Origin of the sequence: Sediminispirochaeta smaragdinae DSM 11293 (genome assembly GCF_000143985.1) — a bacterium.
Taxonomy (GTDB): domain Bacteria; phylum Spirochaetota; class Spirochaetia; order DSM-16054; family Sediminispirochaetaceae; genus Sediminispirochaeta; species Sediminispirochaeta smaragdinae.
Genome location: NC_014364.1, coordinates 2,999,646 through 3,013,029, shown reverse-complemented (window position 1 = coordinate 3,013,029; position 13,384 = coordinate 2,999,646). Strand labels below are relative to the sequence as shown.

7 protein-coding genes are annotated in these 13,384 nt (G+C 49.4%); all 7 read right to left on the bottom strand.

The features are described 5' to 3' along the window. Positions 1 to 34: 34 nt before the first annotated feature. The 7 genes from SPIRS_RS14240 to SPIRS_RS14210 all read right to left on the bottom strand — a co-directional run bounded on the left by SPIRS_RS14240 (position 35) and on the right by SPIRS_RS14210 (position 13,376). Positions 35 to 256: a hypothetical protein gene (locus SPIRS_RS14240; RefSeq protein ID WP_013255380.1), complete on the bottom strand. Its 222-nt coding sequence runs from the start codon at positions 254 to 256 to the stop codon at positions 35 to 37. Further along, positions 253 to 570, bottom strand: a complete 318-nt coding sequence (locus SPIRS_RS14235; RefSeq protein ID WP_148224082.1) for a hypothetical protein — start codon at positions 568 to 570, stop codon at positions 253 to 255. The genes SPIRS_RS14240 and SPIRS_RS14235 overlap by 4 nt, the downstream gene beginning before the upstream one ends. Before the next feature lie 167 nt (positions 571 to 737). Continuing rightward, the gene (locus SPIRS_RS14230; protein WP_013254586.1) at positions 738 to 971 is read right to left on the bottom strand and encodes a hypothetical protein; all 234 of its coding nucleotides are present in this window, start codon (positions 969 to 971) and stop codon (positions 738 to 740) included. A gap of 4 nt (positions 972 to 975) precedes the next feature. Further along, positions 976 to 1,587, bottom strand: a complete 612-nt coding sequence (locus SPIRS_RS14225; protein ID WP_013255378.1) for a tail fiber assembly protein — start codon at positions 1,585 to 1,587, stop codon at positions 976 to 978. Continuing rightward, complete coding sequence (locus SPIRS_RS22700; protein WP_013255377.1) at positions 1,584 to 5,195, bottom strand: collagen-like triple helix repeat-containing protein; 3,612 nt, start codon at positions 5,193 to 5,195, stop codon at positions 1,584 to 1,586. The genes SPIRS_RS14225 and SPIRS_RS22700 overlap by 4 nt, the downstream gene beginning before the upstream one ends. Continuing rightward, positions 5,188 to 11,433, bottom strand: coding sequence for a MuF-C-terminal domain-containing protein (locus tag SPIRS_RS14215; protein WP_013255376.1), 6,246 nt, complete (start codon positions 11,431 to 11,433; stop codon positions 5,188 to 5,190). Before SPIRS_RS14215 ends, SPIRS_RS22700 begins: the two co-directional genes overlap by 8 nt. Further along, positions 11,430 to 13,376, bottom strand: coding sequence for a hypothetical protein (locus tag SPIRS_RS14210; protein WP_013255375.1), 1,947 nt, complete (start codon positions 13,374 to 13,376; stop codon positions 11,430 to 11,432). The genes SPIRS_RS14215 and SPIRS_RS14210 overlap by 4 nt, the downstream gene beginning before the upstream one ends. Between the last annotated feature and the right edge of the window lie 8 nt (positions 13,377 to 13,384).

Here is a 13,384-nt window from a genome sequence, read left to right as displayed (position 1 = left end):
CTAATAATTTTGCGCATCTCAATCCTTCACCTCGTTAGGGATTGCCCTTTGACCTTTTCAATGTGTCAACGATATTTCGCGCCGTTGATCCGGTAAACAATCCAACCAATACCCAGCCGATCGTTTGGTATTTTTCGGCATCCACAATATTCAGGAAGGTCGCCGCAACAAACAAAATGGCAACGACAAACCCGATAACCGTACTCTCGTTTATGTCATTCGTGGAATTGAAAAAACTTTTGAAGAATTTCTTCATGCCGCTACCTCCAGATACACCTTTTCTCCTGTATCAAGCGTTCTATTGATCTTCTCGACCATCCAGAGCAAATCCTTTTCCTTGGTGATTCTGATACAGCCGAGTGTTGTGTTTGATGATGAGCAATGAAGTCCATAATCTTCGTCACGGACCATATCCTCCGTTTCCCGAAGATATCCACCATCGTCGTCAAGTTCCCATCTCGGCAGCATCTGGAAGGCATCAGTCGGGATGTAATAGGGGGCTTTATACGGATGAGATCGAGGCACTGGTCTGCCAACATTCCAACGTCCGACCGGAAACGGTCGTGGCATGTACGGAATATTCTCCGGTAGAGACCTTACGACCTCATCCTGTGCCGGTTTATTTGCCAGCGGTCTCCATCCATTAAGCTCGTTGCGAACAATGCAGGAACAAGGTATTTTTCTGTTTCCACAAACGAGTTTTTTCTCTCGTCGATTCCAGCTCATAATCATATTTTTCACCCTCCCAAAACAACGGGGAGTAGTCCCCCGATAATCGAACCACCAAGACCGCACACCATTCCGACAATGACTGTTCGGTACTCAATCTTCTTCTCATGGCGTTTCTCAACAGGGCACGTACTTTCCCGGTTGATGAAAAAGTCGGTGAGCTTACTGTTGATCTCTTTGATGTCCCGGCCTTGTTCCGTCACAATGCTTAAGACCATATCGATTTTGTCGTTATCGCCCATTGGCTTAACTCCTTTTCTCCGGTACCTGTGGCCAGGAAATCTCCTGAGGGAAGCCTGGCTGTAGGGGAATGTCCCTGAGAGCCTGTCGGTAGGCTTTCCACTTCGATTTATCGGCCAGGGGATAGTCGGCCATCATGATGTAGTCACTCCCTGAAAGCAGCGCATCACGTTCCATGCGAATCCGTTCGGAGAGCACCTCATCAGGGACCATCCAACCCGTTTCACTCCACAAGGCCCCAGGGTCCGGCGGGGCAATGTCGGTCATACTCTCATCAGGCTTTCGGCCGAGGGACAGGTGTACCGCCTCTCCTGTGGCCTTGTCCCAGTAGGGAACACCGGTATAGTCGGGGACAAGCACATACTTACCGCCTTCCCAGATAGAGGCCTCATGTTCTCCGGCTTCAAGCACGAGCCCGGCTTCTGTTGCGGCTGCTACCGAAAGCCGCTTTCCATCCTCATCGTAAAAGCGGATATCATCTCCTTTGCTTCCGCTAAAGCAGGAAGGAATCTCCTTGATGCTCTTTTCCGGAAACAGCTCTGCAAGCTTTGCCGTCTCATCGGCGCTTTGCACCACAGCGGTGATCATTGAGCCGTCTGTTACGGCATAGGTTTTCATGCAATTCTCCTCCATATCCTCATGAGGCGGTTACGGTCGGATGTTCTTGCCCCAATGCGAGGAGTACCGTTCGTACCATCACTTTTGGGTCCCGATGTTTTGCCTTGAATTGTTGTATTAATATTGGCAGCCGCATTGATATCCTCAGCTTTTCCTGGTACGTCTTCAGTCGTGTATCCATAGACAAAAATTTTAGGATTACTTCCGCTTGTATTAGTTCCTACACCATTAAGTGTGATAAAGCCTTGGAGATTATCGGGCATTAGCCCATTTGTTCGTCCTGAACCGTTATAACCTTCGGTATGAAAGTCTATGCCTTCGCCGTCCCACAGTTTCTCCCAGGTCCCTCCAAACAGGTAAGCGGGGGACTCGCTATTCGGAAAGGCAACCGAGAGGTCATTGCTTGCGCTTGAGGCATATTGTGTGTACTGGGAGCCTACGGGAAAACGTTCTGATATCCGCATTGATTTATGCGTACCCGTACTTGCGTCATAGACAATCAGCTTATCTTTTGACGGGTCGATCGATGTAATTTCGGCAAGGCCTGATATATCGGGAATTGTTATTCCGGGATTTCCTTGAGGCCCCCGTGGTCCTGTTGGTCCGGCGGGCCCGGTATTCCCTGTCGGCCCCTGTACTCCGCGGGGTCCTGTGGGACCCGTGGGGCCTTGTTCTCCCTTGGGACCGGTTGGTCCTTTCGGTCCAGTAGGGCCAGTCGGCCCCTTGTCTCCTTTAGGACCGGTCGGTCCGGTAGGCCCCTGGACTCCTTGTTTACCTTGGGGCCCCTGAGGGCCTTCGGGTCCCTTGAGATCGACATATGGCCCCTGACCGCTTTCATCGGTAATCGATAACTGCGTACCGTTCCATTCGTGATCCACAACGGGGGTGGGTATGGCCGCATCAATCTCTTTCTCAAAAACGACCTTGTCGATAACACGGATTTTTTTTCCTGGGGAAGCTCCTATAAAGGTGTCGCCGAATTCCGCATCAGCCCAGGGATAGCCAGAATTTCGATAGGTCTGAAGGAAGTCGTCAGTCAGTAGACCGGTAAAGAAGATCATGTCATCGATCTTGAGACCATTTTCTTTCAGAAGGTAAAAGATGATTTTCAAGCTCTCTGTATCTTTAAGCGATACCGTCAATGTGACCTTTTGCGAATTGAGCATGAAGCTGATTGTCCCATCGCCATTGCTTCGTAAAGCTATGAAGTTCCAAACCTTTACCTCATCGATGGTGAGTGTTTGAGATGTTTTGGTTACGGCCTTTGCAAGGACTATGGAATGGGGTTTCCGGTAAACGGATAAAACATCCTCATCGGTTTCAAACGAGAGTAGCTTCGGTACATTCTGCAAAGAAGGTTCAAGCCACCAGTTGTCATTCTCCTCAAACGCATAGATGTAAACCTTTTCATGTGTGGTTGAAGTACTATCGACTCTGTCTGCATAGGCAAAATGTGTTGCCGATAGACCAGCACAAGGGGACTGGTAAAATTCTGAGAATATTCCTAAATCGGATTTCTTTGTAAAGACATCTCCATCTCGACGGTAAATTGACGGTCTTGTTGCTCCCGTAAAAAATAGGTATCTGTCATTGGGGCTCCAGTGTACCGAATAAATGACACTATCATTTTCAGCCTCTACATCTGTCACTTTCTGGAGATTGTCCCCAACACGTTTATAAATCATGACACCGTGACGAGTACCGAAAGCAATGTAATTGTCGTTGTGAGAGAATTCTACTGAGTAAAAATAGCTATTATCGATATCATAATGGTGAATAATAGTGAGTAACCGATATTCGGAGCCATTGTTCTTAAAGAGGTATAGACCGTCAATTTCACCACCATATCCTGAAACCGTCGCCATCAAATACGTGCCGTCACTTGAAAGGCTAAGGGCTTTTGCATTTGCGTTTATGGTGTAGGAAAGAGAATACCTGGAAAAAACATCGCCGGACCTTTTATATGCTTTTAGCAAGTTTCCTGACCCGGAAGAACAAGCAAGATAATTCCCATCGCTCGAAAAACAAACCGATCGTGATGTATTGTCTATCCCCTCAAGGCGGCCGAGTAAGTTGAAGGTATCCTCGTTCCTTTTGTACATGTGCCCTGCATAGTTACCGGTGATCACAAGGTACTGATCGTTGGCACTCCAAGCGATATTTGTAGGTTGGTAGCTCTCTGATGCAGATGGTACAAGTTTTGTTAAAAGGAAAAAGGACCCTGCGTTTTTCTTGTAGATAAAGGTTCCGTTATCCTGGCCTTGGCTTCCTGCACAAACAATCGCAAGGTAATTTCCACTTTTGGAAAAAGACACGTCGCCTATGGCCTGTGTATTTCTTATTATCGTTTGCGTTAATTCTTTGATCTCAATGACTTTTGTCGTGCAGACGGGAGCGGCTGTTTCCTTTAGCCAGAATGCCAATGTCCAATAATCAGTAATTGACCGGGAAAATACTTTCTCTACCATCCCCGCATAATCGGCACTAGTAGATGCGGCAATAGCTCCCGCTTGTGTTTCTCCAAATTTCCCCGTTGTATATGCGGTCTGTTTTCCACTAAAAGCATTCTCACCGTTTTGATCTGTTAGTATGTTGTCAAACGAGTAGGTGAGTGAACCTACCGGCCTTCCAAAACCAATAGATCGGTCAAAGCCCCTATCTAATGGAAAGAGGCCTCGGAAACGCGCTATATCGGCAAGTAGATCATCTCCTTCGTTATTGCCGAGCATTCTTCGGCTGGTCCAGGGAGAGTCAATGGAACTTCTCGTCTGCCAGGTGATGGTATAGGGAGTTATCAGGAGCCTTGCATAATTATTCAAGTTGTATGCTTGTCCCTCATCGGTGACTTCGATATTCGGCGAGGTCAGGCTGAAAAGTACTTTCAGGATGTCGGCTTTCAGGTGTGTTGCGTCAATGCTATGTGCTTCGATGTGTTCACCTTTAATCAGGGAACCGAGGATAAGATCGGCAATAACTACATTCTTCATAATGAAGGACAGTTTTTTTGTTGTTTCCCCCGGTCCTCCTTCATCAACGGTCACGGATGCATCGCTCAGGTTCTCCCAGTTGCCGAACGCCTGCGTAAGGGTAACGCCTTTTTCTTTTGCATAGCCCTGTAGCATCTGAGCTATATCGTTTGCAGAGGCCCCGGCATCAATCTTCCCGGCAAGCGAACCAATTAAGTCGGTCTGTTTTACCGGTTCACACAGAACAGAAGCAATCTCGCTATAGGGGCCCGATATACCACTGGCCAACAGTATTTTCACTCGGTAGAAATTCCGGGTATCGACCGCAGCATCATCGACTGTTTTTATGTATCCCTCATGAATAAACAGATTGGAGGTGGTATCGCCGACTTTATTCCAGGTCTCCTCATCAAGGGACCATTCGATGATGTAACTGTGAGGGGGAGTGAGGTTTTCCTGCCTGTCCCACGTAATCGAAACCACTCGATTTCGTGCTGAAACGATAAGGTTCTCCGGTGCCTGTGGTGTTGTCGTGACTATGCTATTACCGTCTGCATCACTCCGATCGTACCCCTGTTCGTACTCCTTCTTGGTAAGTGATGCAGCTCTTAGGCCTTTAAGTTCAAGCTCAACGTTACTCATTGCTCCGTCCTCCCACAATTTCCCAGGGATCCCCGGTCTCGGCAAAATCGATCATCCGGTTTGCCTGAACCGTCGGCAGTCCTCCCAAGAAAAGAGCTTGTTCCAGAGCATCCATGACCGTTTTCATGACCTGCTCATCCGACTTATCTTTTCCGATTGCGTTGATAACCTTTCCGACTTGGTTGGCCGTTTCCGTCACGGGATTGCTTGACGACCAGCCTTTTGCCCCCTGCACAAAGAGGCTTCCAAGAATCGGGATCGATGTGACCAGTTGTTCAAGGACCATGCTTCCGGCATCTTTGGCGTCTTCCGGCGTGCTTTTCTTGTTAATCATCCCGATCAAAACGGCAGCCATGATATACCCGGTACTCATACGAAGTGCCGTGGCGATGTCCCCCTGCTTGACGGCTTGGGGAATATCATAGGTTGTCATGTTGTATAGCTTCTGCAACTGAGAGCTGAAAAGCGTCATCCATTTGAAAAACTCACCCTGACGGGCAACAACGGGTAAGTCCTCACGAAATCCGCCTGGCTGCGTTTCAATGATGGCCCTGCGTGCTTCGTGTATCGCTTCATCCTGTGTCTTCCCCTGTTTCAGATTGTGCTCGTAGACAGCATCCCAGATAATGCTTTTAACGGCTTTGTCGACGACAAAGATTCCTTTCATCCCAAGCTCTCCAGTCTTGGTGACAAATCTTTCATAGCGGTTTTTGTCCGCTTCCCTCATTTCCGTAAGCACCGGGTCGTAGTCCATGGCCCGCATATAGGGATCAAGCTCGTGCATTTTCTTAACCAGCCCGGTACCCGAAGCGATAAGCCTTCCGCTTGCTGCAAGGAGTTCTCCTGCAGGAACCCGGCCCATGGCCAGGAAAAGGGAAGGAAACTGCTTTAAGGGGGTGAGTGCGTTCCAGGCAAGAGCGGCCAAGCCGACATGTGAACGGAGTTTTTGCGAAAGCTGCATGATCGGCTCGTAATACTTAACTCCGGCAAGCGGCTTTGCAATCTCGTTGATCTGATCCTTGAGCCAGTTTGCCGCATCCTTACCATAGCGCTGTATGATGGCTTCCTGGACCTCCCGGTTACCGAAGATTGCATGCAGCCGCTTAACAAGGAGACCGTTATTGATGTAGTCCTCCTGGCGATCCACATTTGTTGCCCAGATATTGAAGGCATCAAGCCTCATGGAGGGCTGGTGCTCTCTGCTTATTTTGATTCGATTATGTGTTGATCCTCTTGAAACAAAGCTTTTTACGGCATGGCTGCGGGAGAGTAAATCAGAGGCAATCTCCTGTGCTTTCGTATCGAATTGGAGGTCTTTCACCATCATGGGAAAATAGCGTTTCTCTTTCCCCATTGCTGTATTTTGGTCGGCGATGAATGCAGACTCAAAACGAGAATAGTCGGTTTCAAAAGAGTCGATCATCCAATCGGCAAACGCTTTCTGCTCCGGTGTAAGCGTTTTGATTGCCTTTGCTATGGTTTCCGGTTTTATCCTATTCCCATACAGAAGTCGTTCACGTTCGGATTCATTCTGCATATAGACGTATAGCCCCATGATTTCCTGAACCTGGAAGGTGAGCCCGTCAATGCTCCGCTCTTTGATCAAGTCCTTCGGTTTGATGCCGAGCTTTTTCATTTCTTCATACCCGGCGTTCATCCTTCGGTCTTTATTGTTGATTGCTTCGGATTTTGCTTTCTCAACCTCAACGATCAACCAGCGGTAAAACGAGCCTTTCTTGCCTCCGTCAAACATCTCCGCGATATGAGACGGAAGGAGGGTGGTCAGGCGTTCTTTCTGCAAGATAGAGCTATTGCGTCCACGTTCTGTTTTCTTGAGCCCGAGCCCTTCTTCCGGCTTTTCAAAGCCCAGTGTTTCGAGCACGTTCTGGATGGCTGATTGCCTGGTGATGTGCTCAGTGGCAAGTTGCGCTTCCCGAATTTCACGCCCTTTTGTTCTCAGGGCCGCAATCTCAGCGTGCAGGCTCTCTATTTCTTCCGGAGATAGATCGCGAAGGCTTTGCTTACTCAGGTTCTCTTGTATGGCTTCCTTGATTCGTGGATCGATACCGGCGTCGGAAAGGAGCTTCCGGTATGCCTGCCGCATTTCCTTTTCTCGTCGGGTAAACCTGGCCACATACCGGCCTTGTATTTCCCTGATCTGGACCTGCTGATCATAGGCAATTGAGCGTCCGGCCGGTCGCATGATGGCTTTTATCATTCGTTCATAGAAGGCCTTTGCATCCCGCATATCTCGGATTTTCTGCTTCGTATCAGCTACGGCCCTGCGCGTTTGCAGATACGCTTCCTTTCTTGCATCAGAGAGTAGGCTTACCCACTGTTTTCGACTTTCAACGTCACCCTTTCGCGCTTCTTCCCGAGCAGAACGGAAAGCCTCTTCCAATCCCTCTTGCTTTCGCTTGTAATCGCCGAGGACACTATTTGTTAGGTCGATTTCGCGGTTTAAGGCCTCAACCGACTTGTTGAGCTTTTCGTTTTGTCTGCGCAGCTGACGGTTTGCCTTGAGCTGTTTCTCGAGTTCTGTTTCTTCTGAGTGCTCGATTTCCCACTGAATTTGTCGCATTCCTTCGGTGTCCTGAGCTGCTTCGGCAAAACTCATCCGGTAGACTTCGGGATCGGCCTTGATCTGATCCATAACCTTTTTGTACAGGGCCTGTGAAAGCTTCTTGCCTTTTTTAAGGCTAAGGGCTGCGTTCTTTACTATAGGATGCCAGCCGGAAAGGCCATCGCTTCCAAACACGTGCAGAGCCTCAAGGAGTTCAGAGGAAAGGTAATCTGCAGAAAGTGATTTGATAAAGCGATAGTTTGCTTCCCGGCCGGTCAGATTCGCTTCTGTCTCGCGGGAGGCATCAAAGATGTTCCCGTAGTACTCCGGCGTGTGTCCGTCTTCGAGGTTGTCGGAAAGAACCTGAGAGGCGATATACTCGTCTTTGTCGGCATACTTTCCAGCATCCTCTATGGCCTGCTGCCGGTATTCGATTTCATCACGGGCCCAATTCTGCGAGCTATAATCTTTCAGTTGGGAATCCGGTACCCAATCGCCGTTTTCCACCGTCTTTTGTACCGAGGCTTCTACGGCATCCGAATACGCATCATGGTCCGTCATCCGGTTCGCTTCGTAATCCCGGATTGCAAGCTCGCGTTCTTCCTGGAGGGAAAGCAGATGCTCAAGGGCCTTGTCGACAACGGAAAATGATTCTCCGGCCTTTACCCGGTCTTCTGCCTCTGCAAGCTCCTGTTCCGCTTTTTCGATTTCTTGGTCCCATTTCTGCTTGAGCTTTTGCAAGGGAGAAAGAGCCTGGAAAAGTGGCTTTGTTTGCTTATTGTTGACAAGGTCAGTTTTCAGTACTACCTTATTTAAGAGGGGTCTTGAATTATCTACCTCCAGGGGCAAGCGGAGCCCGGCGGAGATGTGTGGATTATTCAGGGCTCTTTCTTTATCTACATACCGAAGCAGACCTTGATCTACCCATTTCGAAAAGACAGTTTTATAACTGTTTTTTTCATACTCGGAAGCTATTTTATGTATTTGCCATTGAGGCTTCCCAACCTCCAAATGCATAGCAATAACTACAGGCGCATCATCAACTATCTGATTAGTTACAATGACAAATCCTTTTCTTTTTTCAGTATTCGAAGCACTATCAAATACCATTACCGGATCGGAAATATCATCAAGCATTGATAACAAAACCAATTTTGGTATATTGGGATGGTCCTTTCTGATATGCTCAAGACTCTTTCTTGTAAGGACTATAGGAAGGTCTTTTGCTCCAGATGCTTTTAAAGCTTCAGGCGTTCGATTTGAAAGCTTAATAACACCTTGGCCTTTATATTCAAATGCCTCTCTTAGTGTCCTCTGAAAGCCTTCCCGTTCGTTTGGTTCTGCTTGAAAAAGTGCATACCTTTTGATTGGTACCACTTTTTCCTTGAGATCGGGATTGTCGTTCTTGATATCCTCCGACCTCAGGGAGTAGAGCGCATCATAGGCCTTGCGTAGATCCTCATTCATCGGCTTGAGGCCGACCATCCGTTCTACAAACTGCTTGAGTGACGTTGCGATCCTGGCAAACAAGCTTTTGAGTTCAGGAGTGGGAGCCGTACCGTCTCGATGATATTTCTCGAACATGTACGCAAGGTATTCGCGGTCTTGATCGGTAAACTGTGAGTAATCCTTTCCAAGCGCTTTTGAAAAGAGCTGTCGGTGCTCCGGGCTTTGAGAGATGAGCATGACATCGGCAAAGTGAAAATACTCATGCAGAAAGGTCGACAAATCTGGAGAAGAGAGGGAAGCGATAAAGGCCTTAGCCTGTCCCCTTGCGGCCTCTGTCGGAGAAAGGAGCTTCCCCTCTGCATCTCGGAAAAAGGTAGCGGCACTGTTTGTCTGCGATACGCTCTTACCCGGGAAAAGTGTTTCAACCGCTGCTTGCCCTTCATCTGCCGGTACGATCGTCAGCATGGTATCGAGTAAAGCGGTCCCGGTCTGTCCGAAGTTTCTTGCAATGGTATCCATTGCGATTGCGGAAACCTCAAGCTCTTGATCCGTGAATCCGGGAAAGCCTGCGGCAATGGAAGTCTTGAGGCTTTCAAGCTCTTGGTCTGAGAGCCTCTGCTTTTGCGCTATCCACTGGTCTTGCGTCATCTCCCAAACTCTTGGCTCGCTCACTTTCTTTGCGACGGAGGCCTCAAGCTCGGCTCTATCAAGTTCCTGCGACTGTAGTTCATGCATCGCAAAGTTTTCCTGAGTGGGGTCGGAGGCAAGCCGCTGTTCCGCCTTTTTCAGCTCCGCGCTTTTCCAGGCGACCAGTTTCTCAGTGCTCTTCTGAAGATCCTCTTCCTCAAAAATGGCCGCATAGTCGTTGAACTTCCCGAGATCGATATCCGCGTTTCCGCTGGCAAGGGCGGCCTCTCGATCCTTTGCCGACTGTCGCTTCTGGTGTTCGGCCGCAAAGCTCTCGGCCGTAACGCCGGGCAGGGCGAGAAGGGTGGTTCCCTTCGCCGTATCGCGAATGGTCTGCATCCACATATCTTTCCAGTCGTCGATTGTCGCCTGTGGGATGTTCGTATTCTTTGCCCAATTCGCAACGGTTACGGCAACCTCGGTTCCCATCATTTCGATGGTCTCCTGGAAGGTCTCCTCAACCACGCTTTCCGCTACAGAGGATCCCCATCGGCCGGCAAACTTCGCAACGGGGTTCCCGAGGATTGCTGAAAACCAGCTGTCTTGCAGACTCTTCTTGACGGCTTGCGGTACGGCCTTACGCAACCACTGGGAACCGCCTACAAAACGATCAAGCTGTATGGTGTCCAATGCTCCGGCAAGTGTCCCGGAGGCCAAGGCAAAGGCCCTGGCAATGCCCACGGGAACCGTTTTCCCGTCAGCGCTTTTCTTCTGCATGGTGTCCGCATAGGTATTTCCGGCGCTTATCTTGAAATACTCATCCATTGACCCGACCTTTTTCCCAATCTGGTAGCCCGAGAGGATGAGAGAGGGTACGGTCAGCACCCCGGAAAGTGTCCCGGCAGAGGCCAGCGAAGCGGCTGCGACAGCGCCAAGCCCTGCACCGAACATCGATTCATCGGCAGAGCCGATTGCTCCGGTCGCCACGTAGGGAAGAAATTTCGCCGCACCTTTTACCAGTTCAATGGGCACAGAGCGTTTCTGGTTATCCTGTGGCGGAACCTTCTCATTGATATCAAGCAGCTTGTCCCAAAGCTCTTGGTTCTCCGGGTCAAACATGAGTTCATAGCCGATCTTTCCACGCTCAATCATGAGCTGGCTGGTGTACGCTTCATTCTTGATCGCGGCCCAAGCTGAGAGCGGCGCCTGTTTTGTGGTCATGTACTTCTCGGTGTAGAAATCAAAGTTCTTGTACACAACATCGGGTGGAGCATTCAAACGCTGGGAGAGAAAGGCGGATGTTGCCATCTTTGCCATCTCTTCCTCTGGATTCTTGGCGGCCATTGCTACCTGGTAGAACTGCTTTTGAAGGCTTTCATCGGAGAAACCATCGCCGAGCGTTCCCTCAAGGATTTGCTGGAATGCATCCTTGTATTTGAGCTTCTCGACCGCCTCTCCTGGGGTGGGTTCGGTTTCCTGACTCATTTGATCAAGAGAATTGATTGTGCCCGACACGATTCTGAATCCGTCGGTTTTCCAGGGGGAGGTTGCAGCACCCCGTGTGTTTTCCGGTTCCCGTTTCTTCCAAAGGATGTTCACTCTCGACCTCCAAAAGGCCAGAATCGAAAAACGCCGATCTTGAAATCCTCATCAACATATCCGACGCTCTTTGCCGCCTGGACGACGGTCGAAGTCGGCAGCCCCCGACGCTCTGCAATCTCTTTGATTCTTCGGGTTGCGGTAGAGTCCCACTGCCTCCCATACTGACTAAATCCGCCACCGACAAGGAGCTCTTGCCGCATGAGGTCAAGCTCTTTCTCTAAGGGAGAGTAATCGTCATTGACGGTAAACCGAGGGATGCCTTGCCTCGGAGTATCTTCCTGATCAAGGTAGGCTTTCTCTGCTGAGGCAAGGGCCGTAGCATCGGAAACATTGCGCTGGTCGGCTTCTTGCTTGACGGCTTTTCGGTCATACTCCGCCCATTGATCGCCACCAAGGTGATAGATGAGGACCTCGTCTTTTGACGTTGGCTCCCCATTCTCATCTGTTGGGATTGCAAACATGAATGTTCCGACTGTCGTGTGGAATTCGGGAAGACCGTTTTTGTTCCTGGTGATCTTGTTGATCGTGGTTCCGTCCGGCAGGAGCTGCAAGATGATTTGTTCCTGGCCTTCCTGAATCTGGTTGAACATCTGGGCATGTTCCTCCGTCAAACCGAGAAACCTTCCGTTCTGAGCGTTCAGGATGTTCTCTTCAACGGAGTTTAAGAAGGAACCGTCAAGGTTAAATCCTCCGACGTGAAACTGATCCATCTTCATTTCGTTCAAGACGGTGGGAGCTGCGATGTTCTGCGCAACCTGGGCAAGCTCCTGGCCGGTCCACCGATTTTGGTTGAGCTCATCGCCGATGTAACGATTTGCATAGACTTTCTGCCTGAAGGCGGCAAGGGCCTGCTCCATGCCTTCGTCGTTATCTTTCAAGGCTGATTTGATGAGCTTGATTCCGTCGTCAAACTCCGGCTCTGTTATGGGATCCTTGGAAATCGTAGAGAGGTAATCATCATAGGTGTTTTTGTTGATGTAGCCATTTGTCAAAAGCTGCAAAAGCATGTTCTTCTGTTCAGCTTTCGGTCCATTCTTCTCCCAGTCCTCCATAACCTTGTTAAGAGCAGTCTTTGCATAAGCGGCCATTTCGGGATCGGGTTCTTTGTCCCTTTGGGTTTGTACGGCGATCATCCAATTACGCCAATTCAGTCGACTTCTGCCGCTCATGCGAGTATCGCTTTCAATCAACTGGTCCATTGAAGACAAGGGCTTCTCACCATCAAGGATTTGTTCAGCAAGGGAAGAGGCATCGTCGTTCGCCTGCGTATCAAGCTGAATCCTTCCATTCTCCCGGTCGGTGTAAATGGTCTTGATCTCGTTTCGTAGCGCTATGCGCATGTCGTTTGAGAGCTTCTCGTTTCCGTTCATGGCATACTCAAGGGCTGCACTGACACCGTCCTTATCCATGATCTGCAAAGCGTTGGCTTTGGCGGCGTTGTAGTTGACCTTCGCGATTGACTCAAAACTCAGCTTGTACGCCGTCCCAGGATCGATAACCCCACTTCCATTGGCAGATTCGACAAGCTTCTTGATTTTTGCAATTGATTCATCGCTTCCGTCCTTTGCAAGTTCGTCAATTTGCTCGGAAAGCGAAGTCAGTTCTTGTGCCCGGTACTTCTGATCAACAAGCCCGTTCATGGTTGACTGGTAGCTAGTCGATGCGTTCTGCCACCAATTTTTCATGACATACTGGATTTCCGAGGGCTGTTGCCCGATCATGTCGGTAATCTGTTCCTGCCGTTCGGTCCATGCCTGTTGTATCTGTCCATACGGCAGTTTCTCCGCGTCACGAGAGAAAGAATCGAGGCCGAGTTTTATCTGGCTCTGGAGTTTCGTCGCTTCATATTCGACTCGTGGAGCATCAATTCTTTGGTATGTTTGAAGCCCCATAGCCGTTGTTTCCATTGCCTTTAAGATGGCATCAAACGCATTAGGCATTATGGTCC

Excerpts from the sequence above, each read along its gene's own strand:
- SPIRS_RS14210 (WP_013255375.1), bottom strand. The coding sequence starts at position 13,376 with ATGCCTAATGCGTTTGATGCCATCTTAAAGGCAATGGAAACAACGGCT.
- SPIRS_RS14240 (WP_013255380.1), bottom strand. The coding sequence starts at position 256 with ATGAAGAAATTCTTCAAAAGTTTTTTCAATTCCACGAATGACATAAAC.
- SPIRS_RS14230 (WP_013254586.1), bottom strand. The coding sequence starts at position 971 with ATGGGCGATAACGACAAAATCGATATGGTCTTAAGCATTGTGACGGAA.
- SPIRS_RS14225 (WP_013255378.1), bottom strand. The coding sequence starts at position 1,587 with ATGAAAACCTATGCCGTAACAGACGGCTCAATGATCACCGCTGTGGTG.
- SPIRS_RS14235 (WP_148224082.1), bottom strand. The coding sequence starts at position 570 with ATGCCACGACCGTTTCCGGTCGGACGTTGGAATGTTGGCAGACCAGTG.
- SPIRS_RS22700 (WP_013255377.1), bottom strand. The coding sequence starts at position 5,195 with ATGAGTAACGTTGAGCTTGAACTTAAAGGCCTAAGAGCTGCATCACTT.